The following is a 23529-nucleotide window of genomic DNA, read 5'->3' on the forward strand; positions in this document are numbered from 1 at the left end:
CATCATTTCAGGGCCGCGCTTTTATAGGCCGGCAGCTTGGCGACGGTCGTGTTCTTGGCGCGCGCATACAGCGGCAGCAGCACGTTCATGTGCGCTTCCATGTCCTTGATGCGGGTCTCGCCGCCCGGGTGGGTCGAGAAGATCTCGAGCGGCGCGCTCTGGTTAAGCGCCGCCATCTTGCGCCACAGCGCGATGCCGGCGCGCGGGTCGTAGCCGGCGCGCGACGAAATATCCAGGCCCACCAGGTCGGCCTCGCGCTCTTCGTCGCGCGAGAACTTCAGCACCAGGAACTGGCCGGCATAGTTGGCGGCGGTGCCGGTGATGTTCGGGTCGACCCCGAAGATCCCCGACAGCAGCGCGCCGCCGACGCGCGCGCCCAAAGCGGTGACATTGGTCTTGGCCAGGCGCTCGCGCCCGTGTTCGCGCAGCGCGTGCGCGATCTCGTGGCCCATGACGGCCGCCACTTCGTCGTCGTTCAGGTTCAGCTGCTCGATGATGCCGGTATAGAAGCCGATACGGCCGCCCGGCATGCAGAAGGCGTTGACCTGGTCGGACTTGAACAGGTTGACCTGCCATTCCCATTTGCTGGCGGCCGGATTCCAGCGCGTGGTCTGCGGGATGATGCGCTGGGCGATGACGCGCAGGCGTTTCAGCTGCGGGTCGCCTTCCGGCGCCAGCACGCCCTTCTGCTTGGCTTCGCCCACCATCTCGGTGTATTGCTGGCGCGCGGCTTCGTTGACCTGTTCTTCGGGCGCCAGCACGCGCATGCGCGACAGCGGCTTGACCGCGATGCCGTCCTGGACCACCTGGCTATTGTCCTGGGCAAGGCCCAGGCTGGTGGCGCTCATCAGGGTAAGGCAAAGGGCAAGGCGTTTCAGTTTTATCATCTCGTCACCGACAGGCTGTTGTTAGCAGCGCCATCCTCTCAGAAATTATTCAAAATGGGCAACACGCCCGCGCAGGATTGCCGAGGATCATGGCCCATAAGTCGCGTCCGCTCAAGCCGCGAACGCACATAAGCGTCATTACAGCGCTGGCGTTGCTTTCTTGCGCAAACGGAATACCGCCAGGCTGCCGCGCAGGTTCGGCAGGAATGTAACGACCTCGCCATCGGCCAGCGCCACGCACTCCAGCACTTCAAGGCCGCACGACACCGCCAGTTCCTGGAAATCGTAGATCGTGGCATACCGCACATTTGGCGTGTCATACCATTTATAGGGCAGCGAACGCGACATCGGCATGCGGCCCTTGAGCAGCGCAAGCCGGTGCGGCCAGTGCGCGAAATTGGGGAAGGACACGATGGCCTCGGTCCCCACCCGCACGATATCGCGCAGCAGCGCCTCGACGTGCTGCATCATCTGCAGCGAATTCAGGCACAGCACGGTGTCGAAGGTATTGTCGCCGAACAGGCCCAACCCCTTCTCCATATCGTGCTGGATCACGTTGATGCCGCGCGTGGTGCTCTCCAATACCTTGTCGTCGGCGATCTCGAGGCCATAGCCCGAGCAGCGCTTGCCGGATTCCAGGTAGCGCAGCATGGCGCCGTCGCCGCAGCCGACGTCCAGCACGTGGGCGCCCTCGCCCACCCAGTGCGCGATGAAGGCCAGGTCGGGGCGCAGGGTATTCAGGTCGTCGAAGTTCATGCGACCTCCAGCGCGATGCGGTTGTAATAGGCGCGCACCACGTTCATATAGCGTGCATCCTCGAGCAGGAAGGCGTCGTGGCCGTGCGGCGCGTCGATCTCGGCATAGCTGACGCGGCGCCGGTTGGAGATCAACGCTTCGACGATCTCGCGGCTGCGCTCGGGCGAGAAGCGCCAGTCGGTGGTGAACGAGGCGAGCAGGAACTGGGCCTTCGTTCCCGCCAGCGCCTTCGTCAGGTCGCCGCCATGCTCGCGCGCCGGATCGAAGTAATCCAGCGCCTTGGTGATCAACAAATAGGTGTTGGCGTCGAAGTATTCCGAAAACTTGTCGCCCTGGTAGCGCAAATAGGACTCGATCTCGAAGTCGATCCCAAAGTCGAAGTTGTAGTCGTTGGTTTCGGCCGCGTTGCGCAGCTTGCGTCCGAATTTCTCGGCCATGTCGTCGTTCGACAGGTAGGTGATGTGGCCGACCATGCGCGCCACTTTCAGGCCGTTCTTCGGCACCACGCCGTGCTCGTAGAAGTCGCCGCCGCGGTAGTCCGGATCGGTCAGGATCGCCTGGCGCGCAACGTCGTTGAAGGCGATGTTCTGGGCCGACAGCTTGGGCGTGGAGGCGATCACGATGCAGTGGCGCAGGCGCTCGGGGAACATGATGCTCCACGACAGGGCCTGCATGCCGCCCAGCGAGCCGCCCATCACGGCGGCGAATTGTTCGATGCCGAGGCGGTCGGCCAGGCGCGCCTGGGCCGCGACCCAGTCTTCGACCGTCACCAGCGGGAAGGCGGCGCCATACGGCTTGCCGGTGGCCGGGTTCACGTGCATCGGGCCGGTCGAGCCGAAGCAGGAACCGAGGTTGTTGATGCCGATGACGAAGAAGCGGTCGGTGTCGACCGGCTTGCCCGGGCCGACCATATTGTCCCACCAGCCTGCGCTTTTCGGCGTGGCATAGTGGCCGGCCACGTGGTGCGAGGCGTTGAGCGCATGGCAGATCAGCACCGCGTTCGACTTGTCGGCGTTGAGCGTGCCATAGGTTTCATACATCAGCGTGTAGTCGCCGAGCTGGGCGCCGCTCTGCAGGCGCAGGGGTTCGGCGAAATGCATCGCCTGCGGTGTGACTATTCCAAGAGATCCCATGGGGGTATTCAAATGTGTTGGGTGGTGCACGCGGCCGCCGGGAGCGCGGCCGCGGTGAAAAATCAGAGGGTCTGCAACTGCTCGACCGCGCTGGCGATCTCGCCCGGCTCCATCGCGCGCAGGATGCGCCGGGTACGGGTGGTGACCGCGCCCAGGTCGGTGTTCAATATCTCTTGCTTCACCGCCAGCAGCTGCGCCGGATGCATCGAGAACTCGCGCAAGCCCATGCCCAGCAACAGGCGGGTGAGCTTGACGTCGCCGGCCATCTCGCCGCAGACCGCCACGTCCAGGCCAGCCTTGCGGCCAGTGGCGATGGTCGAGGCGATCAGCTGCAATACGGCCGGGTGCAGCGGATTATACAGGTGCGCCACTTCGTAATCGACCCGGTCGATCGCCAGCAGATACTGGATCAGGTCATTCGTGCCGATCGACAGGAAATCCATGCGCCGCACGAACAGCGGCAACGCCAGCGCCGCGGCCGGGATCTCGATCATGGCGCCGACCTCGATGCCCTCGTCGTATTTGATACTCTCGTCGCGCAGCTGGGCCTTGGCCTGCTCGATCATGTTCAGGGTCTGGTCGATCTCGAAGGCATGCGCCAGCATCGGGATCAGGATCTTCACCTTGCCGAAGGCCGACGCGCGCAGGATGGCGCGCAACTGGGTCAGGAACATCTGCGGCTCGGCCAGGCAGTAGCGGATCGCGCGCAGGCCCAGGGCCGGATTGAGCGCGGTCTGGTCGGTCTGGTCGAGCGGCTTGTCGGCGCCGACGTCGAGCGTGCGGATCGTCACCGGGCGGCCCTTCATCGCCAGCACCGCCTTGCGGTACTGCTCGAACTGCTCGTCTTCGTCCGGAATCAGGAGGCCCTGGGCGCCGCGGCCCATGAACAGGAATTCGGAGCGGAACAGGCCGACGCCGTTGGCGCCCGCCTCCAGCGCGGCCGGGCAGTCGTCGGGCAGTTCGATATTGGCCAGTAGCGTGATCGGGGTGCCGTCCTGGGTCACGGCCGGCGTCTTCTTGAGCTTGAGCAGGCGCTTTCTCGCCTTGGCCAGCGCCGCCTGGCGCTCGCGGTACTGTTCGAGCACCAGCTGGCTCGGATTGCAGATCACCACGCCGGCGTCGCCGTCGACGATCACCCAATCGTCCTGCTCGACCAGGCGCGAAGCCTGGTCCATGCCCACCACGGCCGGGATGTCCAGGCTGCGCGCGACGATGGCGGTGTGCGAGTTCTGGCCGCCGACGTCGGTCACGAAGCCGATGAACGATGGCGTCCCGCCGTCGCGCTCGCGGAAGGCGAGCATGTCGGCCGGCGAGATATCGTGCGCCACCACGATCATCTGCGGCGGCGGCTGGTCTTCGTCGACCACGATCGGCGGCACGTTCAGGGCGCTGCCGGTCAGGACCTTCAATACGCGATCGGCCACCTGCTGGATGTCGTGCTTGCGCTCGCGCAGGTACTCGTCTTCGATCTCGTCGAACTGCGCCGAGAGTTCGTCGATCTGCGTCACCAGCGCCCACTCGGCGTTGTAGTGGCGCGCGCGGATGATGTCGAGCGGCGCCTCCGAGATCATCGGGTCGGACAGGATCAGGGCATGGACGTCGATGAAGGCGCCCAGCTCGGTCGGGGCATCCTTGGGCAGGTCGGTCCACAGCTCCTGCAGGTTGCGGTGCACGGCGGCGATCGCGTCCTGCAGGCGGCGCACCTCGTTCTCGACCTGGTCGTCGGCCACGATGTAGTGCTTGACGTCGAGCGCGGCCGGCGTCAGCAGGTGGGCGCGGCCGATCGCGATCCCGCGCGAGACCGGTATGCCGTGAAGGAGGAAGGAGGCCATCGAAGATTCCGCCGTGCGCAGTGCTACCGCATCCAGCGGCATTACTCGCCTTCGCCGAACTTGTCGTTGACCAGGGCCGCCAGGGCGGCGACGGCGGCTTCTTCATCCTTGCCGTCGGCTTCCAGGGTGACCTTGGCGCCCTTGCCGGCGGCCAGCATCATGACGCCCATGATCGACTTGGCATTGATGCGGCGGCCGTTGCGGGTGAGCCAGACGTCGCTCTGGTACTTGGCGGCCAGTTGCGTGAACTTGGCGGATGCGCGGGCGTGCAGTCCCAGCTTGTTGATGATCTCGAGTTCTTGTTGAATCATATTCGCTTTATCGTTGGTCTTGTCGAATCGCGCCCCCCGGCGCATGCACTACCGGCCTGCCATGGCCGCCTACCCTACCCGGATCCGGTTATCCACCCGCACCGCGCCGTTCTGGGCGCCCGCCAGCGCCATCTCGACCACCACGTCGAGCGTGTCGCGCCGATACGTGATCGCCCGCAGCAGCATCGGCAGGCTGATGCCAGCGATGACTTCCACGTGGCCGGCGTCGGCCAGCGAGTTGCAGCAATTGGACGGCGTGCCGCCCTTGACGTCGGTGATCACCAGCACCCCGTCGCCTTCGTCGAGGCGCGCGATCGCCTCGCGCGCGAGGCCGTTGACCTCGCCGATGTCCTGGTCGGCGGCCACGTCGATCGCCTCGAAGCGCTCGGTCGGACCGCGGAACACGTGCGCCACTGCCGCGATGAAAGCCTGGCCCAGCGGCGCGTGGGTCAGGAGCAGGATGCCTACCATGATGTTATTTGTTTACCTTTTGTTCGACCGCGTCGATGAACATCGCGGCCACGTCGAATCCGGCCTGGTCATGGATCTCCTGGAAACAGGTCGGGCTGGTCACGTTGACTTCGGTCAAGAAGTCGCCGATCACGTCTAATCCTACCAGCAACAGGCCGCGCTCGGCCAGCACCGGGCCAATGGCTTCGGCGATCTCGCGCTCGCGCGGGCTGATCGGCTGGGCCACGCCCAGGCCGCCGGCGGCGAGGTTGCCGCGCACTTCGCCACCCTGCGGGATGCGCGCCAGCACGAAGGGCACCGGCTTGCCGCCGATGACCAGCACCCGTTTGTCGCCCTTCTCGATGGCCGGGATGAATTTCTGGGCCATGATGGTGTTGCGGCCATTGTCGGTGAGCGTTTCGATGATCGCGCCCAGGTTCAGTCCATCGCTTTTCACCCGGAAGATGCCGGCGCCCCCCATCCCGTCCAGCGGCTTGAAGATCACGTCGCCGTGCTTGGCGTGGAAGGCGCGCAGGCGCGCTGCGTCGGACGTGACCATGGTCGGCGAGGTGTAGTCGCTGAACTGGCCGATGGCCATCTTTTCGTTGTGGTCGCGGATCGCGCGCGGGCTGTTGATCACGCACACGCCCTGGCGCTCGGCCAGTTCCAGCAGATAAGTGCCGTAGACATATTCCATGTCGAACGGCGGATCCTTGCGCTCGAGGATGGCGTCGAATTCGCCCAGGTTGACGTCCACCGCCGGATCGGCTCGGTACCATTCGTCGGCATCGCCCGTGAGGTGGATTTGCGCCACGCGCGCGCTGACGACGCCTTGTTCGAGCACCATGTCGCGCTGCTCGAAGTGGTAGATGGCATGGCCACGCCGCGCCGCCTCGCGCATCATGGCGAAGGTCGAATCCTTGTAAATCTTGAATCCGGACAGAGGGTCGGCGAGAAAGGCGATTTTCATGGGGCGTCCATTCGAGGTAATGCCTGATTTTAGCCCGAAACGGCAAATCTCGCGGACCGGGGCCTCATCCGTTCAGACTTGAAAATGCATCCCGGCAATTTGTCGGGTATCACGCGACGCGACTGAGACACCTCAAGCATGTCAATACGATCACGGAGGAGGATGGAGGCATGGATACCCAACCAAGCCAACAGGCCGAGCAGGAGCGCATCGAAGACGTCTATCGCAACTGGCATGGCGGCGCCGCGCTGGCGCGCTATGCCTGGCACCGGCCCGAGATCCTGCAGCAGGTGGCGGCGCGTGCGCGCGGCTTTGCCGAACTGCTTTCGTGCACGGTCGGTTCAGACCTGTCTGCCGTACAAGTACTCGACGTCGGCTGCGGCACCGGCGGCTTCCTGCGCCAGATGATCGACTGGGGCGCCAAGCCAGGCAACCTCACCGGCACCGAGCTGCAAAAAGACCGGCTCGATCATGCGCGCCGATGTACGGCGCACGGGGTGCGCTGGCACCTGGGCACGCTCGACGCGCTGCCGCCGGCGGGCTACGACCTCGTCACGGCGCAAACGGTGTTTTCCTCGGTGCTCGATCCGGCCCTGCGGCGCGAACTCGCGGCCCAGATGTGGAGCGCGCTGCGCCCGGGCGGCTGGTGCCTGGTGTTCGATTTTCGCTACGATAACCCACGCAACCGCAATGTGCGCCGTGTCACGCGGGCCGAGCTGCAAGCCTGGTGGCCGGGACGCGAACAGCGCTACCGCAGCCTGGTGCTGGCGCCGCCCATCCACCGGCTGCTGGCCGTCGCGCCGTACATGGTGTCAGAGCTGTTAACGGCGCTGGCGCCGGTGCTGCGCTCGCACTTCATGTATGTAGTGCGCAAGGATGAATGAACCGGCGCCAACCATGTACCAGCGGCGCCGGCCAGCCCCGGTCAATAAACTTCCGGATTCGGATCGGTGCGTTCCATCTCCAGCGACGCCGCCAGCATGCCCAGGCGCGCCACGACGCCATACACATAGAAGCGGTTCGGCGCCGCCGTGCCCGGCTTGGCTTTCAGGTCGGGCACCGCATGCTGCTGGGCGAAGGCCAGCGGCACGTATTGCGAGCCCGGCGAATTCAGGTTCTGGTCGATGCCGCGTTCGGCGTGCACGCGGTAGAAGCCGCCCACCACATAGCGGTCGATCATGTACACCACCGGTTCGGCCACGGCGTCGTCGATCGATTCGAACGTGGGCACGCCTTCCTGGATGATCAGGTCGGTCACGGCCACGCCATCCTTGATCACCGACATGCGGGCGCGCTGGGCCGGGGTCAGGTCGCGCACCTCGCTGGCGTCCTTGATGGTCATCACGCCCATGCCATAAGTGCCGGCGTCGGGCTTCAGGATCACGAAGGGCTTGCGCTCCTTCATGCCATATTCCTTGTACTTCTTCTTGATCTTCGAGAACAGCGCCGACACATTGTCGGCCAGCTCCTCGGTGCCGACGTTTTCGCGCAGGTCGACCTCGCCGCACTTGCTGTGCAGCGGGTTGACCAGCCACGGATCGATGTCGATCAGCTTGCCGAACTTCTTGGCCACCTCGTCGAAGGCCTTCAGGTGGTTGCTCTTGCGGCGCAGCGCCCAGCCCGCATGCAGCGGCGGCAGCAGCGATTGCTCGTGCACGTTCTCGAGGATGGCCGGGATTCCTGCCGAGAGGTCATTGTTCAGCAGGATGGTGCAGGGATCGAAATCGGCCAGGCCGACGCGGCGCCCGTTGGGCGAGCGCACCAGCGGCTCTACCACCAGCATATTGCCGTCAGGCAGGGCTAGCGGCGTCGGCTCGGTGACGTCCGGCGAGAACGAACCCAGGCGTACGTGCAGACCGGTCTGGCGGAAGATCTGCATCAGGCGCGCCACGTTCTGCAGGTACAACGGGTTGCGCGTATTCGTCTCCGGGACCAGGATCAGGTTGCGCGCGTCCGGGCAATACTTGTCGATCGCCGCCATCGCGGCCTGCACCGTCAGCGGCAGCATCTCGGTGGGCAGGTTGTTGAAGCCGCCCGGGAACAGGTTGGTGTCGACCGGCGCCAGTTTATAGCCGGCATTGCGCAGGTCGACCGAGCAATAAAACGGCGGTGTGTGCTCCTGCCACTCGAGCCGGAACCAGCGCTCGATGGCGGGCGTGGCTTCGAGAATCTTCTTTTCCAGGTCGAGCAGCGGACCGGTCTGGGCGGTGGCGAGGTGCGGAACCATGTAGGACGTCCTTGTTATGCGCTTCTTGTTGTTAATAATTCGGATATGTCATATGGGGTGCACCTGCCCTTTTTAAAGAGGCGTTGCCAATAACGCAAAAACGTCATCCCCGCGGAGGCGGGGACCCAAGTTCCCTGCACTGGCACTACGTAAAACGTAGCCACCATGCTAGCAAACTTGGGTCCCCGCCTGCGCGGGGACGACGTACTTGTACTGCTAACGCTTGTGCTGCTGGACTATATCAGTAACGGTACGCCGATTCGCCGTGGCTGGTAATGTCCAGGCCCTCGCGCTCTTCGTCTTCAGGCACCCGCAGGCCGATCACGATGTCGACCAGCTTGAAGGCGATGAAGGCCACGATCGCCGACCAGACGACGGTCACGACCACGCCGTGCGCCTGCACCAGCACCTGGCTGCCGATCGAGTAGCCGGTGGCCATGGCATTGGTGGTGTAGTCCCACACGCCCTGGCCGCCCAGCGACGGCGCCGCGAACACGCCGGTCAGCAGTGCGCCCAGGATGCCGCCCACGCCGTGCACTCCAAACACGTCGAGCGAATCGTCGGCGCGCAGCATGCGCTTCAGGCCGGTCACGCCCCACAGGCAGATGATACCAGCCAGCAGGCCCATGACCAAGGCGCCCATCGGCCCCACGAAGCCGGCGCCCGGGGTGATCGCCACCAGGCCCGAGATGGCGCCCGAGGCGGCGCCCAGCATCGAAGGTTTACGCTTGAAGATCCACTCGCCGGCGGCCCACGACACGGTGGCGGCGGCGGTTGCAAGCAGGGTGTTGATGAAGGCCAGCGCCGCGACGTCGCCCGCTTCGAGCGCCGAACCGGCGTTGAAGCCGAACCAGCCGACCCACAGCAGCGAGGCGCCGACCATCGTCATCGGCAGCGAGTGCGGAGCCATCGATTCCTTGCCATAGCCGACGCGCTTGCCGATCACGTAGGCGCCGACCAGGCCGGCTACGGCCGAGTTGATGTGCACCACGGTGCCGCCCGCGAAGTCGAGCGCGCCCTGCTGCCACAGGTAGCCCGCGCCGGCGCTGACGGTGGCCAGCGAAGCGGCATCGGTGATCGCGTCCGGACCGGCCCAGAACCAGACCATGTGCGCCATCGGCAGGTAGGCGAAAGTGAACCAGATCACGATGAAGGCCAGCACCGCGGCGAACTTGGCGCGTTCGGCGAACGAGCCGACGATCAGCGCGCAGGTGATGGCGGCGAAGGTGCCCTGGAAGGCGACGAAGATGAACTCGGGGATCATCACCTCTTTGGTAAACGTCGCGCCCATCGAGAAGGTGCCGGCGACCGGGTCCCAGATGCCCTGCAGGAAGGCGCGGTCGAAGCCGCCGATGAAGGCATTGTTACCGGTGAAGGCCAGCGAGTAGCCGTACAGGCACCACAGCACGATGATCAGCGAAAACACCATCATGACCTGCATCAGGACCGACAGCATGTTCTTGGCGCGCACCATGCCGCCGTAGAACAACGCCAGGCCCGGGATTACCATCATGATGACCAGCAGGGTGGCGACGAACATCCAGGCGGTATCCCCTTTGTTGATGGACGGCGCCGCCATGGCCGGGAGGGCCAGGCCCAGGCCCAGCATGGCGGACAGGATTTTTGTCGTTATATGCTTCATGAACACTTTCCTTCTTACAGTGCGTCGTTGCCGGTCTCGCCGGTGCGGATACGGATGACCTGGGACAGGTCGGCCACGAAGATCTTGCCGTCACCGATCTTGCCGGTGCGGGCGGCGCCCTGGATCGCATCGATTACCTGGTCGACGATGGCATCGTCGACGGCGGCTTCGATCTTGATCTTGGGCAGGAAATCGACAACGTACTCGGCGCCACGGTACAGCTCGGTGTGGCCCTTCTGGCGACCGAAACCCTTCACTTCGGTCACCGTCATGCCTTGCACGTTGATTTCCGACAGCGCTTCACGCACTTCGTCGAGCTTGAAGGGCTTGATGATGGCGGTAATCATTTTCATGGTATTGCCTCTTTTGCTATCAAAAAGTTTTTGACACGGACAGCACGGCGGCCGATTTGCCCAGGTTCTTGCCTTCCGGACTCAGGTAGGCGTCGGTATTCGCCTTGTGCCAGGCCAGGGCCACGGTGGCGACCCCGAAGTCCTTCGTTACGCCAACCCGGTAGTCGGTGTACGACGCCGGGCTGTTGTTCTTGACGCGCTGGCGGCCGACGTGCAGGTTGAGCAGGAAGCCATTGCCCACGTCGATGTCGGCGCCCACGTCCAGGTATCCGCTCTGCTTGCTGTCGGCGGTCCCGAACAGATTGGTCGTCGAGTGCGAATACTTGATGTAGGCGGGACCGAAGCCGAGTCGGCCATACAGCTCGAAGGTGTTCGCGCTCGGATCCAGGCTATTGTCCGGATAGTAGTAATACAGTCCTCCGACGTCGTAGCTGACCGTGTCGGTCAGCTGGCCGCGCTTGCCGGCGTAGACGTCCCATTCGATATTGCCGTCGCCACCCAGATCCTTGGTCCATTTGATGGTGGACAGCCAAGTGCCTACGTAAAAGCCGGATGGGCTATGGACGTAGTCGACGCCGCCTTGCACGGCAGGGTCGAAATCGGTTTGCGCAAGACCGCGGTAACGGTATTCGCTGGTGATGCTCGCGTTGTAGCTCACCTGGTGTTCGGCGGGTTGTTCCTGTGCCATGGCCGGGATGCTGGTGAAAGCCAGAATCGCCAGGCTGATTGCGTTAAATTTTGCATTGCACTTCATGACAAACCCCCTTGATGAACAATTACTGCGTTTGGAATCCTTTTTTATCTCTCCACCCTTCGTTTAGCAGGATGTGTGCCAGCTCATAAAGCATGAAAAATGGCCTTGTTTTTTTGGTAAACACGCACCACATACGATTTGCTCCAATACAATCGACCGCGAAAGGCGTCCGCCGGTTCGCGCGACGCACCAAATCAGGCCTGTTTGCACCGCGCTGGTGCATGCAGCCTCGTCAGAAAGGGATAGGGATATGAACAACAGCAACTTCTTCAGCGATTTGCAGGGCAAGATCAACCAGGCGCTCGAAAGTGGACCGGCCAAGGACATCGAGCGCAACGTCAAGGCGGCGATGACTTCGGGCTTCGCCAAGCTCGACCTGGTCACGCGCGAGGAATTCGATATCCAGGCCCAGGTGCTGGCCAAGACCCGCGCCAAGCTGGAAGCGCTCGAACTGCGCGTGATCGAGCTCGAAGCACGCCTGGCCGGCGGCGCGTCGACCACATCATCGGCAGCGGCATCGACCACCCCACCGCCCGGCGCCGCGCCGTCGGCCACCGCGCCGTTCCCGGCCCAGCCCGAGGATCCGACCATCGTGCTGCCGCCAAGCCTGGACAAATCGGGCGACACGCCGATCAACAAACCCTGAACAGGGGTGCATTCATGGACAGGGCGACCGGCATGAATGCACCTGACGCAGCGTCCGGCGCCCTGCCCGCGCAAGAAGTGTCGCTGGACGTGCTGCACGAAAAATACGCCAAGGGCGACGAGCGCACGATCGCCGAAGTGCAACAGCGCATCGCGCGCGCCCTGGCCGCCCTCGAGCCGGCGCCGCAGCGCGCCGACTGCGAACGGCGCTTCCTGTGGGCCCAGCAGCAGGGTTTCATCCCCGCCGGGCGCATCGCCTCCGCTGCCGGCCTCGGCCTGCGCGCCACCCTCATCAACTGTTTCGTGCAGCCGGTCGGCGACGCCATCTCGGGCAGCGACGACGGCCTGCCCGGCATCTATACCGCGCTCAGCGAAGCGGCCGAGACCATGCGCCGCGGCGGCGGGGTCGGCTACGACTTCAGCGCCATCCGTCCCTTCGGCAGCAAGGTGGCCGGCACCGCCTCGCGCGCTTCGGGCCCGGTCTCGTATATGGAAGTGTTCGACGCCTCCTGCCGCACCGTGGAGTCGGCCGGCGCCCGGCGCGGCGCCCAGATGGGCGTGCTGCGCGTGGATCATCCCGACGTCGAGCGCTTCATCGCGGCCAAGGACACCGGCCGGTTCACCAATTTCAATCTCTCGGTCGGCGTGACCGATGCCTTCATGCGCGCCGTCGAACATGACGAGACGTTCGCGCTGGTGCATGCGGCCGAGCCGGGCGACGAGATCCTGTCCGCCGGCGGCCACCGGCGCGAGGATGGCCCGTGGGTCTACCGCCAGGTGCGCGCGCGCGAACTGTGGGAAAGCATCATGCGCTCGACCTACGACCACGCCGAGCCGGGCGTGCTGTTCATCGACCGCATGAATGCCGAGAACAACCTCTGGTATGCCGAGGAACTGCGCGCCACCAATCCCTGCGGCGAGCAGCCGCTGCCCGCGTATGGCTGCTGCGACCTCGGCTCGCTCAACCTGGCCGCCTTCGTCGATGCGGCCTTCACGCCTGAGGCCAGTCTCGACTTCGCGCGCCTGCGCGAGGTAGCCACGGTCGCGGTGCGCATGCTCGACCTGGTGCTCGACGCCACCCAGTGGCCGCTGCCGCAGCAGGCGGCCGAGGCGCGCGCCAAGCGCCGCATCGGCCTGGGCTTCCTGGGCCTGGGCAGCGCGCTGGCGATGCTGGGCCTGCGCTACGACGCCGACGACGGCCGCGCCATGGCGGCGCGCATCGCGACCGAACTGCGCGACGCGGCCTATGCCGCCTCGATCGACCTGGCGCGCGAAAAAGGCGCCTTTCCCCTGTTCGACGCCGACCGCTACCTGCAGGGGCAGTTCATCGGCCGCCTGCCGCAGGCGCTGCGCGATGCCATCCGCGCGCACGGCATCCGCAACTCGCACCTGCTGTCGATCGCGCCGACCGGCACCATCTCGCTGGCCTTCGCCGACAATGCCTCGAACGGCATCGAGCCGCCCTATTCCTGGACCTACCGGCGCAAGAAGCGCACCGCGGACGGCGGCACGCGCAGCTATGAGGTGAGCGACCACGCCTGGCGCCTGTACCGGCAACTGCACGGCGACGCCGAGCTGCCCGCGAGCTTCGTCACCGCGCTCGAGATGCGCGCGCTGGACCACCTGCGCATGGTGGAGGCGGTCCAGCCCTTCATCGATACCGCGATCTCGAAGACGGTCAACGTGCCCGAGGATTATCCCTACGATGACTTCCGCGACCTGTACCTGGAAGCCTGGCGCGCCGGCTTGAAGGGGCTGGCGACCTATCGGCCGAATGCGGTGCTGGGCAGCGTGTTATCGAGGGCGGACGACGCACCGGTCACGCCCGCCGGCGCTAGTCCGGCGCCCGATGACGACCCGCTGCGCAAGCGTTTCGAGCACCGTCCGCTGGGCGAACTGGAATCGGTGACCTCGAAGATCGAGTATTCGACCCAGGAAGGCCGCAAGACCGCCTACCTGACGGTGAGCTTCCTGCGCGCCGATGGCGTATGGGAAAGCCGGCCCGTCACGGTCGAACGGCCCTTCGAATTCTTCATGCCGGCCAACCAGCGCACCGGCGGCCACCAGTGGATCACGGCCTCGATGCGGCTGCTGTCGATGGTGGCGCGCGCCGGCGGCCCGATCGCGCGCGCCCTGGCCGACATGCGCGAGGTGGTGTGGGAAAAAGGGCCGGTGCGCTGCGGCCACATCACGCGCGAGGATGGGGTGCGGGTGCCGGTGTACCACGACTCGGAAGTGGCGGCGATCGCCTTCATGCTGCAGCGGATGCTGATCCGGCGCGGCTTCCTCGACGAACAGGGCAACCAGGTGCCTGTCGGAGAACTGGCGCTGCGGCTCGGGCAGCGCATGCAAGGTGCCGGGCCGCAGTTGCAGGCGGAGACTCCGGCCGAGCCGCTGCCCGTCATGAACGGCGCCAAATGCCCGGAATGCGGCGCGCTGGCGCTGCGCAAGGTCGACGGCTGCTCGCGCTGCGCATCCTGCCATTATGTGGGCGAGTGCGGTTGACCGGTGCTTTGAAAAGAGGCGGCCGCAGGCCCCGCTCAGGCATACTGCCGGGGTTGCCACCAACCCTGCCCGCACGATGAGCTATTACGCCCTCAAGCACGTCCACATGACCTTCGCCATCCTGAGCGGCGCCCTGTTCCTGCTGCGCGGCCTGTGGATGCTGGCCGAATCGCCCAAGCTGCAGGCGCGCTGGGTCAGGATCGCACCGCACGTGGTCGACACCCTGCTGCTGGCCAGCGCCATCGGCCTGGCGGTATGGAGCAGCCAGTATCCGGGCCAGTCGCCGTGGCTGACGGCCAAGCTGGTGGCCCTGGTCGCTTATATCGGCCTGGGCACGGTGGCGCTCAAGCGCGGCCGCACGCGCCAGGTGCGCGCCCTCGCCTTCGCCGGCGCGCTGGCCTGCTTCGGCTACATCCTGGCGGTAGCGGTGACCAAGAATCCCCTGGTCGCCATCTGAACGACGCGGCGGCGGCGAACGTCAATGCCGCCGCAGCTGCGCCAGGTGCGCCGTCACCTGTGCCTGGTCGCCGCGCGTGAGCGGCGGGACGCCCGTCAGCGCAGCCTGGTAGGCCGCGATCGCGCGCGGCCGGTCGTGGCGCTCCTCGTAGACTTCGCCCAGGGTCTTGTAGACATAGGGCCGCGGCGCGATCGCCGCCGCCTTCTCGAGGTGGAGCGCGGCATCCGCCAGCCGGCCCTGGGCGCGCGCCACCAGCGCCAGGCCGTAGGGGCCAAGTTCGCTCGACGGCAGCCGGCGGCTCAGTTCCTGGAACAGCCGGCTGCTCTGCGCATGGCGGCCGGCGTCGAGATGGGCGGTGGCCAGGGTCAGCAGCAGCTCGCGCTGGCAGCCCTGCACCAGTACGTATTCCCGCAGGTCGGCGGCCAGGATGTGCTGCTCGGCTTCGTCGCGCTTGCCTTCTTCCAGCGCGTAGATGGCGCGCATCAGGCGGGTCAGGTCGGGATCGGTGTAGCGCGCCTCGGTGGCCAGTTCGCGCGCGCGCACTTCGCTCCCCCCAAGGAAGAACGGTGTGTCGAGATAAAAACGCATCAACGCGACCCACGCGCGGTAGTTCATCGGATCGAAGCGCAGCGCGCGTTCGAGCGCGTCGCGGGTGACGCGCGCATTGCGCACCAAGGCGATCGCGCCGCCCGCGCGCGACTGCGCCGTCAAGGCGTTGCCCAACGCTTCGGCGCACCGACTGCTGTCCGAATGGGCCCGCACGCAGCGCTCGGCCTCGGCGCGCGCCTGCAGCAAGTCGTCCGGACCACTGCGCGCGATGCGCAGGTCGACCGACGCGGCCAGCGCCACCGGATCGGTGGCATCGCGCGCCAGCCTGGCCTCGATCGCGCGGCGCGCTTCTCCGAAGCGCTTCTCGTGCACCAGGCGTGCGGTGGGTTCGGTCTGGACCGCGTGCGCGACATCGCACCCGACACCCAATAGCAACACCGGCACCCACCATGCCAAGCCCTTAGCCAGCATTGCATTCCCTCTCGTCGCGAGACCTGGCCTTTTCCGTGGCGGCCGGTTCGCTTGTGCGATCAGATTATTGTTGTTATCTGAGTTGGAACAAATCGTCACACGGAATGTATGGAAGAGTCAATGCAGCAAGAATAGTTACCATTTAAACCATCAACCTCACGGTGCGCTGGATCAACGCGCCGGGCGCGCGTTGCGGTACTTGGCCAGCTCGGTCTTGAGCCAGGTGGCGCTGGCGGACGGCGCATTGCCGCCGCAGCGGACCTGGTAGGGCTTGCCGCTGAGGCTGCTTTCGGTCGCGGCGCGCGCGATGAAATCTTCGCTCGACGCGACCAGGTCGCGCTTGAGCAGGTAGTCGTATTTGCGCTGGATGTGTTTCGCGGCGTCGGCCGCGTCGTGCCAGCTGCCGTTGCGCTGGAAGCTGCAGCCGGAAGACGTCAGGTAGGCGATCAGGTGGGCGATTTCCTGGCGCGCCGCGGGCGGCGGCGCGGCCAGGGACATCTGGGGCAGGATGATGAGCGCGATGGCGACGATGCAGGATTTCATCATGGACGGCAAATAATAGGTAACTTGGGTTCCCGCCTTCGCGGGGAGTCGTTACTGCCAGTGGCAGTAACGGATTTCGAGTCAGGTACATTCGACCACTCTGCCACCTCTCCTGAATCGGTGTTGCGTGGTCGCGTAAGCGAGGCCGCATTATAGCGGAGGCCTGGCGAAAGTTGCAAGGCGTGCGCTGCAACTAATTCCTGTCTCACACCGGCGGGCCGTTCAGCCGCAGATGCCAGTCCTCGATCTGCCCGCTCGCCAGGCGGCGCTCGAAGGTCGTGCGCCAGCGTGGGACCAGCGGCGCCAGCTGCGACGCCCGCAGCCACTCGTCGCGCAGGCCGGGTGCGCCGGGGTCGATGGGGAACATGGCGGCGATCGCCCGCGCCAATGGCCAGTCGGGGCACGTGCGGTCGACCAGCTCGAATACATCGCCCGCCGCCAGCCAACCCTCGCGCAGCACGCGGTAGTACCAGCCCGTGTGGCCGCTGGACTGCAGCGCCAGCGCCGCATCCGGCCGGCCGAAACGCAGGTTGACGCGAAAGCACGGCTGGCGCCCCTGCGATACCTGCACCAGCGTCTCGCCGACGCGGAATACGTCGCCCACATGCACGTCGCGCTCGCTTATGCCGTGCGTCGAGATGTTCTCGCCGAAGGCGCCCGCCGCATACGGTACCGGGCTGCCGGGATACCAGTCGCGCCACTGCGGGTAATGTTCGGCGGCGTAGTGGTGCAGCGCTTTTTCTGGACCGCCGTGGTAGACGCGGTCGCCCTGCTCGTCGCCTTCGAGACCGTCGAGCGCCAGCCACAGCGCGCCCTGGCGCGCCTGCTTGCCGATGCCGCTCAGGACTTCAACGGCGCCGGGGGCGCCGATCGGGCGCGCGCGGCCGGTCAGCAGCGCCTCGATCGGGCGCGGGCGGAATGCTTCCATGGTGTTCCCTTCAGGCGAAGATGGCCCAGTTGCGCTGCTGCGTCGCGGGGTCGGTCGGCTCGTGCTCGGCGCAATCGATGCGCAGGAAGGAGATCGGCAGCGGCGCATTGACCAGCGCGCAGTGGTGCGGCACCTTCGCGCCCGGGTATTTATTGGCCTCGAAATGGCGGCACGACAGGCAGGCGCGCAGCTCGGGGAAGCGGTCGGTCTTCTGCAGCTCGGCGATCAGCTTGAACAGGCCGGTGAGCATCTGCACCTGCTGCTCGGCCGCCAGCCGCGATGCCGCACTGTCGGCGAACGACAGCGCGTGGCCCAGGCGCTCGGCCACGCGCTCGCCGTCAAGCGTCAGGTGCAGCGCGGTGGCGCGGCCGTCGTCCTCGGCGCGCGCCTTGCGCACCAGGCCCTTGTTGACCAGCGCGGCCACCGAGTCGCTGGCGCTGGCCGCCGAGATCGACAACTGCCTGGCGAGCCATGACAGGCGCACGCCGCGCGTGCGGTGCTGCAGCAGGTGCAGGATCTCGGCCTGGGCCGGATTGAGCCCTTCGCTGGTCGAGACTTCCCACATGCCGGCGCGCAGCACGGTCGCGATGCGGCCGATGGCGGTGACGATGCGCGCCGAGACGTCGGGCGTGCTGTCCCAGGGGGTTTCGGGTTGAATGTCCATGCGCTTCAGGATAGCAAAGCGCGGGCATTTGTCAAGGAGTCCTAATTAGAGATCCAGGCCGCCCCGGTGCAGCAAGTCGAGACGGCGCACGAAATCGCGCAGCACGATCCGGTACAGCTCGTCGCCCAGCACGCTGTCTTCGGCGCCGGCGTCGATGTTCGGGTTGTCGTTCACTTCGATCACCACCGGTCCGCGCGGCGTCATCTTCATGTCCACCCCGTAAAGCCCGTCGCCGATCAGGTTGGCCGCCTTCAGGGCGTAGTCCAACAACTCAGCCGGCACGTCGGCCAGCGGCACCGCGGCGGCCATGCCGAATTCGGCCTTGCCGCTGGCGTCGCGCTTGGCGACCTGCCAGTGGCCTTTCGACATGAAGTATTTGCTGGCGAAGATGGGCTCGCGATTCAGGACGCCGATGCGCCAGTCGAAGTCGGTGTACAGGTATTCCTGCACCAGGATCAGGGCCGACTGCCGCAGCAGCTCCTGCGCCACGCTCGAGAATTCGGCGGCATCCTGCACTTTCACGACACCGCGCGAAAAGGCGCCGTCGGGAATCTTGAGCACCATCGGATACGCGATGTGCGCCTCGATCGCGGCCAGCGTCCCGGCGTCGGCAGCCTGCAACGTGAACGTCAGTGGCGTGGGAATCCCGTGCCGGCGCAGCAGGTCGGCCAGGTAGACTTTATTGGTACAGCGCAGGATCGAGGCCGGATCGTCGATCACCACCAGGCCCTCGCTCTCGGCCTTCTTCGCAAACAGATAGGTATGGTGGTTGATGGCCGTGGTCTCGCGGATGAACAGCGCATCGAATTCGGCCAGGCGCGAAAAATCCTGGCGGCCGATCGGCGCCACGTCGATGCCCAGCTCGCGCCCCACTGCCGCCAGGCGCGCCAGCGCCCCCGGATTGCTCGGCGCCAGCTCCTCGTTCGCGTCGTGCAGCACCGCGATCCGGTAGCGGTAGCGGCGTACGGCAGGCAGGCGCCGCGCCAGGCCCGCGTAGTCGCGCAGCGCTGTGCGGCATGCCTGGCGATCCCTTTCGCCCGGGCCCTGCAGGCGGATCGCGGCGATATGCCATTCATCGCCACGCGCGAACTCGACCCGCAATAGCGGCGCAGGAAAGGTGTCGAAGATCCGGCGCGCCAGCTCGGCCAGCGGCGTGTAGTCGGTCATCCCGAAGCGGATGTCCAGCGAGAACTTGACCGGCATCGGTGCGCCGCCCACGGCGCCGAGCGCGTCGTCCAGTGCGCGGTCGAGTTCACCCGTGTCGAGGGTATAGATCGCCTTGCGCGACAGGTCATTAATCGTCTTCACCGACGGCAGCACCTGCTGTCCCCGGGCCTGCGCCATCAGCGAGCAGTAGTAGCCGAGCGACAGGTATTTGTAGCTGCGGCACAGGTTGATCACCAGCGCGCCCTCCTCCAGCGTGGACGCCGCCAGGAAGTCGGCCGCCTCCATCACGATGCAGTCGCCATCGAGCGCGCTCCAGTCCTGGGCGTGGTCGACGACCACCAGGCGGCGCGTTCGCGGCGCCTCGATGGCGGAAGAAATCGTGGGAAGCGTGGTCATGGTGCGGTGCCGGAGTTGGGTTGACCAGGACTGTACCGGCGCCGCCATAAAAACCGTGTAAAGAACGCCAGTCCGGACGGCAAGCCGGTGTAAACGCCGCGCCTCACGCCGCCCAACCCTGGCGCAACAAGGCCCACAGGTCGACGTCGCGCGTCGCCCCGCCGACGCGCCAGCGCGCATGCAGGCGTCCTTCGCGGCGAAATCCCAGGCGCGCCAGCACCGACTGCGATGCAAGGTTGTGCGGCGTGACCTCGGCCTCGATGCGTTCCAATCCGAGCGTCGCGAAACCATGGCCGAGCAGCAGACCCAGCGCCTCGCGCGCCAGCCCTTGCCCCCAGTACGTCTCGGCCAGCAGGTAGCCCAGCGTGGCGCGCCGGTGCTCGTGCGCGATGTCGTACAGCGCGCAACTGCCGGCCAGCCGGTCGCCAGGCCCCGCAATGATCGCCAGGTGCAGCGCGGCGCCGCTGGCCAGGTCGCGGCCCGCCTCGTTGATCGCCGCCTGCGCTTGCGCCAGCGCGGTCCAGGGCGGATGGATCCAGTGGCGCATCACTTCCGGGTCGGCGTACAGGGCCAGCAAGTCCGGCGCGTCATCGGCGCGCAGCGTCCGCAGCCGCAGGCGTTCGGTGGAAAGATCGGGAAAGTCGGCATGGTGCATGGAAGCTCCGGGTTCATTGGCGGACCGGCAGCTTAGCCCCGCGCACACCAGCGCGATAGCCCGCGTTTACACCGCATTGATCCACCCTGCCCCGACTTTTTCCCTGTTTTTACAACGGCGTCGCTACGCTGGATGCCATCGAACCCGCACCTGGAGGCCAGCATGATCATCGCCATCGTCAACCAGCACGACAACCCCGATCGCACCGTCATCGCGCGCAATCTCGCCGTGCTGCGCGCACGCAGCGGACGCCGCGTTTGCCTGATGAGCACTGCACGCGACGGCGATTGGGCCACCGAGCGCGCCGACGCCGCGGTGCGGCCCTGGATCGATACCCGCCAGGTCGGCAGCCGCGCGGTCAAGACGCGGCTCGCCGCCCTGCGTCCGCTGTTCAACGACATCCTGGTCGACGCCGGCGCGCGCGATACCGAGCAATGCTGCTGCGTGCTGGCCTCGGCGCGGCTGGTGGTGGTGCCGGTGCGCGGCAGCGAGATCGACCTCGATCGCCAGTACCGGCTGCTGGCGCGCCTGAACGCGGCGCGCGCCTTCAATCCCGGCATGCGGGTGCTGTTCGTCGCCGTCTGCGGCGCCGACGGTCCCTGCGAAGAAGAACGCGCGGCCGTGCTGGCCCACGTGGCGCGCGTGCAGGACGCCAGCCTGGCGAATGTCGTCCTGCACCGGCCGGCCGGTCACGACTATGGGCCCGGTCGCTGCGTGTGCGACGCCGAAACCTGCGACCCCGAGGCCGCGGGCGAGATGCACGCGCTGTACGACGAGGTGTATGCGACCTTGCCGAAGCTGGCGCTGCCGCCGGCGGCCCAGCTTGGCGCCGCCCACGCACTGTGGGGCTAAGCCATATGGCCATCCGCCATGCCAGCCTCGCCGACGTCGCGGCCCTGGTCGAGATCGAGAATGCCAGCTTCCCCGGCAACCGTCTCGACCGGCGCCGCTTTCGCTACCTGCTCGCCCACGCGCACGGCGCCCTGCTGGTCGATGCCATGGGCGACGGGCTGCGCGGCTACATGCTGTTGCTGTTTCGCGCCAGCGCGACCGTCGCGCGGCTGTATTCGATCGCGACCCACCCTGCCCACCTGGGCTGCGGGGTTGCCGCAAGACTGGTCGATGCGGCCGAACGGCAGGCGCGCCAACACGGCCACACCTGCCTGCGGCTCGAGATCCGCGCCGACAATGCGGCCTCGCTGGCGCTGTTTCGCGGACGCGGCTACCGCGAGTTCGGCCGCCACGCCGCCTACTACCACGACGGCATGGATGCGCTGCGCCTGCAAAAGCCGCTGCCGCGCATCCCAGCCGGCGCCCTTACTGGTTGACCTTGCCCGGCAGGCTCAGGTTGCCGGAGGCGACCTTGAACACATCGGCCACGCACACCAGCGGATCGTGCACGCTCGCATTGATGCGCAGGGCGGCGGTGACGCCGTCGAAGCTGGCGCTGTTCAACACGCCGATATCGTCGAACGGTACCTTCACTTCCAGCGTATCGCCCTTGAATACCGGGCTGTAGGCCGGGCTGTCGATCAGGATCGGCAGGCCGGGCCAGGTCTTCGGCAGCTTCGGCTTCGCCCCTTCCGGGATGTCGACGATCTTGAGCGCATCCTTGCCGCAGGCGGCATCCCTGGTCAGCACCACCCAGTGCGAGTGCCACAGGTCGCCATCGTTATCGAGCTTGCCGTCGCCGTTCTCGTCGTACAGCGGGGTGTCGTCGAAATCCGGGTGGGCGGTGACGGCGAAGGCCAGGATGCCGGCGCCGCGTTCGAAGCCGACCGTCGACGGATCCATGCTGGTCGGCCACACGTACGAAAACACCTGGCTGCCGGCCAGCTTGCCGGTCTTGCCTGGCTTCGAAGCGCCGGCCTTGCCCGAGACCGCGATATGGAAGGTCGCGGTATTGCCTTCGGTGGTGATCTTCGTGTGATGGATGTCGAACGGCGCCTTGACGGCCTTGGCCGGCGCGCTCTTGATGCCGCCCTTGTGTTCGCCCTGGTGGGCAAAGGCGCCGAGCATGGTCAGCGACAGTGCTGCTGCAAGCGTGGTCTGGATCAGTTTCATGTCAGGTTCTCTTTCTTGTTGTGTCAATCAAGTCATTCGAAGGCAGGCGTCGCCGTCGCAGCCGCTCGCTTCGACCGGTTCGGCCAGCAGGCGGCCGATCAGCGCGCCGACCTGCATATCGTCGGCCCGGCCGAACAGGCTGTGACGCAGCACGCCCTGGCGGTCGAACAGCAGCAGGGTCGGCGTGCCGCGCAGGCCATAGCGTTCCATCGTGCGCGGCACCGGGCCGGTATCGCTTGCGCGGTCGATGCCGACCGGGAAACCGATGCGGTACTCATGCACGAAGGCTTTCAGGGCGCCTTCGTTCATGGCGTCGTGGTGTTCGAACACCGTGTGCAGGCCCAGCACCGCGACCTCGTCCTGCCCGAACAGCTGGCGGATGCCCTTCGCTTGCGGGATGCCGTGCGAGACGCAGCCCGGGCACAGCATCTGGAAGGCATACACCGCCACCACCCTGCCGCGCAGGGACGCCAGCGTCGGCGCCTGCGTGGCATTCAACCAGCCGCTGACCTCGAACTCGGGCGCGGGGGTGCGATAGAGAGGCGCGTTCATTTTGCGCGCAGCTTCACGCCAGGGAAGTCGACCGGCACGTCGAAGGCCACGTTCACGTAGTTGGTGAACAGGTTCAGGGCGACGTGGGCCATGATCTCGACGATCGCGCCGTCGTCGAAACCGGCGTTGCGCAGGGCCTGCACTTCGATGGCATCGACATGGCCGCGCTTCTCGACCACGGCCAGCGCGAAGCGCAGGGCGGCGGCGGTCTTCGGATCGCTCGACTGGCCGGCCTGGGCCTGCGCCATCTCGTCCGCGGTCGCGCCGGCTTTCTGGCCCAGCGCGGTGTGGGCCGCGAGGCAGTAGTTGCAGTCGTTGCGGTCGGCGATCGCGACGGCGATCTGCTCGCCCAGGCGGGCGCCGATGGTGCCGCCGCCGAGGGCGCCGAACGAGCCCCACATGCTGGTCAGTGCTGCGGGCGAGTTGGCCACGCCGCGGAACATGTTCGGCACAACGCCGAAGGCGCCCTTGATCTCTTGCAACAGTTCGCCGCTGGTGCCTTGTGCGGTGGCCGGGTTCACGAGTTCGATACGGGACATGATGTTTCCTTTCAGTCGATTGGCCGGATCGGTGACGGCGGCCATGAATTTAAATAGGAATCCTAACTATTAGGATCGA

The 23529-nt window shown here is 66.2% G+C and carries 25 protein-coding genes and 1 pseudogene; 6 read left to right on the top strand and 20 right to left on the bottom strand.

Annotated elements, in window-relative coordinates:
• Positions 1–2: 2 nt before the first annotated feature.
• From Q9246_RS25885 to gshB, 7 genes are all read right to left on the bottom strand, one after another.
• A complete protein-coding gene (locus Q9246_RS25885; protein WP_306394268.1) occupies positions 3–848 on the bottom strand; it encodes a M48 family metallopeptidase in 846 nt (281 codons plus the stop codon).
• A 177-nt stretch (positions 849–1025) separates the two neighbouring features.
• Positions 1026–1643 (bottom strand): methionine biosynthesis protein MetW, encoded by a 618-nt coding sequence (metW, locus tag Q9246_RS25890; protein ID WP_306394271.1) that lies wholly within the window; start codon positions 1641–1643, stop codon positions 1026–1028.
• Positions 1640–2776 (bottom strand): homoserine O-succinyltransferase MetX, encoded by a 1137-nt coding sequence (metX, locus tag Q9246_RS25895; RefSeq protein WP_306394272.1) that lies wholly within the window; start codon positions 2774–2776, stop codon positions 1640–1642. Before metX ends, metW begins: the two co-directional genes overlap by 4 nt.
• A gap of 62 nt (positions 2777–2838) precedes the next feature.
• Entirely contained in the window at positions 2839–4608 is a 1770-nt protein-coding gene (gene ptsP / locus Q9246_RS25900; protein ID WP_306394274.1) for a phosphoenolpyruvate--protein phosphotransferase, read from the bottom strand.
• Positions 4609–4649: 41 nt separating this feature from the next.
• Positions 4650–4919 carry an HPr family phosphocarrier protein gene (locus tag Q9246_RS25905; protein ID WP_137171564.1) on the bottom strand — a complete coding sequence of 90 codons (270 nt, stop codon included), beginning with the start codon at positions 4917–4919 and terminating at the stop codon, positions 4650–4652.
• Between the two features lie 69 nt (positions 4920–4988).
• Positions 4989–5390, bottom strand: a complete 402-nt coding sequence (locus Q9246_RS25910; protein WP_005667799.1) for a PTS sugar transporter subunit IIA — start codon at positions 5388–5390, stop codon at positions 4989–4991.
• A gap of 4 nt (positions 5391–5394) precedes the next feature.
• Entirely contained in the window at positions 5395–6339 is a 945-nt protein-coding gene (gshB, locus tag Q9246_RS25915) for a glutathione synthase (protein ID WP_306394275.1), read from the bottom strand.
• A gap of 170 nt (positions 6340–6509) precedes the next feature.
• Between gshB and Q9246_RS25920 the strand changes: the two genes are divergently transcribed.
• A complete protein-coding gene (locus Q9246_RS25920) occupies positions 6510–7223 on the top strand; it encodes a class I SAM-dependent methyltransferase (protein ID WP_306394276.1) in 714 nt (237 codons plus the stop codon).
• Positions 7224–7264: 41 nt separating this feature from the next.
• Here the strand turns inward: Q9246_RS25920 and gshA are convergent, their stop codons facing one another.
• The 4 genes from gshA to Q9246_RS25940 all read right to left on the bottom strand — a co-directional run bounded on the left by gshA (position 7265) and on the right by Q9246_RS25940 (position 11315).
• Positions 7265–8566 carry a glutamate--cysteine ligase gene (gshA, locus tag Q9246_RS25925; protein ID WP_306394277.1) on the bottom strand — a complete coding sequence of 434 codons (1302 nt, stop codon included), beginning with the start codon at positions 8564–8566 and terminating at the stop codon, positions 7265–7267.
• A 241-nt stretch (positions 8567–8807) separates the two neighbouring features.
• Positions 8808–10208 carry an ammonium transporter gene (amt, locus tag Q9246_RS25930; RefSeq protein ID WP_306394278.1) on the bottom strand — a complete coding sequence of 467 codons (1401 nt, stop codon included), beginning with the start codon at positions 10206–10208 and terminating at the stop codon, positions 8808–8810.
• A gap of 14 nt (positions 10209–10222) precedes the next feature.
• Positions 10223–10561 carry a P-II family nitrogen regulator gene (gene glnK / locus Q9246_RS25935; RefSeq protein WP_292030538.1) on the bottom strand — a complete coding sequence of 113 codons (339 nt, stop codon included), beginning with the start codon at positions 10559–10561 and terminating at the stop codon, positions 10223–10225.
• Between the two features lie 19 nt (positions 10562–10580).
• A complete protein-coding gene (locus Q9246_RS25940; protein WP_306394280.1) occupies positions 10581–11315 on the bottom strand; it encodes a TorF family putative porin in 735 nt (244 codons plus the stop codon).
• Between the two features lie 250 nt (positions 11316–11565).
• Here Q9246_RS25940 and Q9246_RS25945 point away from each other — a divergent pair.
• The 3 genes and pseudogenes from Q9246_RS25945 to Q9246_RS25955 form a co-directional block, all read left to right on the top strand.
• Positions 11566–11793, top strand: a pseudogene (locus Q9246_RS25945) (accessory factor UbiK family protein); the annotation flags it as partial.
• Between the two features lie 200 nt (positions 11794–11993).
• Positions 11994–14465 carry an adenosylcobalamin-dependent ribonucleoside-diphosphate reductase gene (locus tag Q9246_RS25950; protein ID WP_306394281.1) on the top strand — a complete coding sequence of 824 codons (2472 nt, stop codon included), beginning with the start codon at positions 11994–11996 and terminating at the stop codon, positions 14463–14465.
• 76 nt (positions 14466–14541) lie between these two features.
• Positions 14542–14922, top strand: a complete 381-nt coding sequence (locus Q9246_RS25955) for a SirB2 family protein (protein ID WP_306394282.1) — start codon at positions 14542–14544, stop codon at positions 14920–14922.
• A 21-nt stretch (positions 14923–14943) separates the two neighbouring features.
• On the opposite strand, the gene Q9246_RS25960 is transcribed toward Q9246_RS25955, so the two are convergent.
• The 6 genes from Q9246_RS25960 to Q9246_RS25985 form a co-directional block, all read right to left on the bottom strand.
• Entirely contained in the window at positions 14944–15942 is a 999-nt protein-coding gene (locus Q9246_RS25960) for a tetratricopeptide repeat protein (protein ID WP_306394283.1), read from the bottom strand.
• Positions 15943–16113: 171 nt separating this feature from the next.
• Positions 16114–16488: a YfeK family protein gene (locus tag Q9246_RS25965; RefSeq protein ID WP_306394284.1), complete on the bottom strand. Its 375-nt coding sequence runs from the start codon at positions 16486–16488 to the stop codon at positions 16114–16116.
• Positions 16489–16690: 202 nt separating this feature from the next.
• The gene (locus tag Q9246_RS25970) at positions 16691–17413 is read right to left on the bottom strand and encodes an MOSC domain-containing protein (protein ID WP_306394285.1); all 723 of its coding nucleotides are present in this window, start codon (positions 17411–17413) and stop codon (positions 16691–16693) included.
• Between the two features lie 10 nt (positions 17414–17423).
• Positions 17424–18077: a MarR family winged helix-turn-helix transcriptional regulator gene (locus Q9246_RS25975; RefSeq protein ID WP_306394286.1), complete on the bottom strand. Its 654-nt coding sequence runs from the start codon at positions 18075–18077 to the stop codon at positions 17424–17426.
• 45 nt (positions 18078–18122) lie between these two features.
• Complete coding sequence (locus Q9246_RS25980) at positions 18123–19640, bottom strand: RimK family protein (RefSeq protein WP_306394287.1); 1518 nt, start codon at positions 19638–19640, stop codon at positions 18123–18125.
• A 103-nt stretch (positions 19641–19743) separates the two neighbouring features.
• Positions 19744–20295, bottom strand: a complete 552-nt coding sequence (locus Q9246_RS25985; RefSeq protein ID WP_306394288.1) for a GNAT family N-acetyltransferase — start codon at positions 20293–20295, stop codon at positions 19744–19746.
• 162 nt (positions 20296–20457) lie between these two features.
• Between Q9246_RS25985 and Q9246_RS25990 the strand changes: the two genes are divergently transcribed.
• Complete coding sequence (locus tag Q9246_RS25990) at positions 20458–21147, top strand: hypothetical protein (RefSeq protein WP_306394289.1); 690 nt, start codon at positions 20458–20460, stop codon at positions 21145–21147.
• A gap of 5 nt (positions 21148–21152) precedes the next feature.
• Positions 21153–21623, top strand: coding sequence for a GNAT family N-acetyltransferase (locus Q9246_RS25995; RefSeq protein WP_306394290.1), 471 nt, complete (start codon positions 21153–21155; stop codon positions 21621–21623).
• Here Q9246_RS25995 and Q9246_RS26000 read toward each other — a convergent pair.
• The 3 genes from Q9246_RS26000 to Q9246_RS26010 are packed head-to-tail and all read right to left on the bottom strand — an operon-like array spanning position 21613 to position 23450.
• Positions 21613–22359, bottom strand: a complete 747-nt coding sequence (locus Q9246_RS26000) for a hypothetical protein (RefSeq protein ID WP_306394291.1) — start codon at positions 22357–22359, stop codon at positions 21613–21615. The two genes, Q9246_RS25995 and Q9246_RS26000, sit on opposite strands and share 11 nt — an antisense overlap.
• A gap of 27 nt (positions 22360–22386) precedes the next feature.
• A complete protein-coding gene (locus tag Q9246_RS26005) occupies positions 22387–22911 on the bottom strand; it encodes a redoxin domain-containing protein (RefSeq protein ID WP_306394292.1) in 525 nt (174 codons plus the stop codon).
• Positions 22908–23450, bottom strand: a complete 543-nt coding sequence (locus Q9246_RS26010; RefSeq protein WP_306394294.1) for a carboxymuconolactone decarboxylase family protein — start codon at positions 23448–23450, stop codon at positions 22908–22910. Before Q9246_RS26010 ends, Q9246_RS26005 begins: the two co-directional genes overlap by 4 nt.
• Between the last annotated feature and the right edge of the window lie 79 nt (positions 23451–23529).

It is taken from the genome of Telluria beijingensis (assembly GCF_030770395.1).
GTDB lineage: Bacteria > Pseudomonadota > Gammaproteobacteria > Burkholderiales > Burkholderiaceae_D > Telluria > Telluria beijingensis.

What these genes read in the sequence shown, in the direction of transcription:
- Q9246_RS25885 (WP_306394268.1), bottom strand. Translation starts at nt 848, where the DNA reads ATGAGCGCCACCAGCCTGGGCCTTGCCCAGGACAATAGCCAGGTGGTC.
- metW (WP_306394271.1), bottom strand. Translation starts at nt 1,643, where the DNA reads ATGAACTTCGACGACCTGAATACCCTGCGCCCCGACCTGGCCTTCATC.
- metX (WP_306394272.1), bottom strand. Translation starts at nt 2,776, where the DNA reads ATGGGATCTCTTGGAATAGTCACACCGCAGGCGATGCATTTCGCCGAA.
- ptsP (WP_306394274.1), bottom strand. Translation starts at nt 4,608, where the DNA reads ATGGCCTCCTTCCTCCTTCACGGCATACCGGTCTCGCGCGGGATCGCG.
- Q9246_RS25905 (WP_137171564.1), bottom strand. Translation starts at nt 4,919, where the DNA reads ATGATTCAACAAGAACTCGAGATCATCAACAAGCTGGGACTGCACGCC.
- Q9246_RS25910 (WP_005667799.1), bottom strand. Translation starts at nt 5,390, where the DNA reads ATGGTAGGCATCCTGCTCCTGACCCACGCGCCGCTGGGCCAGGCTTTC.
- gshB (WP_306394275.1), bottom strand. Translation starts at nt 6,339, where the DNA reads ATGAAAATCGCCTTTCTCGCCGACCCTCTGTCCGGATTCAAGATTTAC.
- Q9246_RS25920 (WP_306394276.1), top strand. Translation starts at nt 6,510, where the DNA reads ATGGATACCCAACCAAGCCAACAGGCCGAGCAGGAGCGCATCGAAGAC.
- gshA (WP_306394277.1), bottom strand. Translation starts at nt 8,566, where the DNA reads ATGGTTCCGCACCTCGCCACCGCCCAGACCGGTCCGCTGCTCGACCTG.
- amt (WP_306394278.1), bottom strand. Translation starts at nt 10,208, where the DNA reads ATGAAGCATATAACGACAAAAATCCTGTCCGCCATGCTGGGCCTGGGC.
- glnK (WP_292030538.1), bottom strand. Translation starts at nt 10,561, where the DNA reads ATGAAAATGATTACCGCCATCATCAAGCCCTTCAAGCTCGACGAAGTG.
- Q9246_RS25940 (WP_306394280.1), bottom strand. Translation starts at nt 11,315, where the DNA reads ATGAAGTGCAATGCAAAATTTAACGCAATCAGCCTGGCGATTCTGGCT.
- Q9246_RS25950 (WP_306394281.1), top strand. Translation starts at nt 11,994, where the DNA reads ATGAATGCACCTGACGCAGCGTCCGGCGCCCTGCCCGCGCAAGAAGTG.
- Q9246_RS25955 (WP_306394282.1), top strand. Translation starts at nt 14,542, where the DNA reads ATGAGCTATTACGCCCTCAAGCACGTCCACATGACCTTCGCCATCCTG.
- Q9246_RS25960 (WP_306394283.1), bottom strand. Translation starts at nt 15,942, where the DNA reads ATGCTGGCTAAGGGCTTGGCATGGTGGGTGCCGGTGTTGCTATTGGGT.
- Q9246_RS25965 (WP_306394284.1), bottom strand. Translation starts at nt 16,488, where the DNA reads ATGATGAAATCCTGCATCGTCGCCATCGCGCTCATCATCCTGCCCCAG.
- Q9246_RS25970 (WP_306394285.1), bottom strand. Translation starts at nt 17,413, where the DNA reads ATGGAAGCATTCCGCCCGCGCCCGATCGAGGCGCTGCTGACCGGCCGC.
- Q9246_RS25975 (WP_306394286.1), bottom strand. Translation starts at nt 18,077, where the DNA reads ATGGACATTCAACCCGAAACCCCCTGGGACAGCACGCCCGACGTCTCG.
- Q9246_RS25980 (WP_306394287.1), bottom strand. Translation starts at nt 19,640, where the DNA reads ATGACCACGCTTCCCACGATTTCTTCCGCCATCGAGGCGCCGCGAACG.
- Q9246_RS25985 (WP_306394288.1), bottom strand. Translation starts at nt 20,295, where the DNA reads ATGCACCATGCCGACTTTCCCGATCTTTCCACCGAACGCCTGCGGCTG.
- Q9246_RS25990 (WP_306394289.1), top strand. Translation starts at nt 20,458, where the DNA reads ATGATCATCGCCATCGTCAACCAGCACGACAACCCCGATCGCACCGTC.
- Q9246_RS25995 (WP_306394290.1), top strand. Translation starts at nt 21,153, where the DNA reads ATGGCCATCCGCCATGCCAGCCTCGCCGACGTCGCGGCCCTGGTCGAG.
- Q9246_RS26000 (WP_306394291.1), bottom strand. Translation starts at nt 22,359, where the DNA reads ATGAAACTGATCCAGACCACGCTTGCAGCAGCACTGTCGCTGACCATG.
- Q9246_RS26005 (WP_306394292.1), bottom strand. Translation starts at nt 22,911, where the DNA reads ATGAACGCGCCTCTCTATCGCACCCCCGCGCCCGAGTTCGAGGTCAGC.
- Q9246_RS26010 (WP_306394294.1), bottom strand. Translation starts at nt 23,450, where the DNA reads ATGTCCCGTATCGAACTCGTGAACCCGGCCACCGCACAAGGCACCAGC.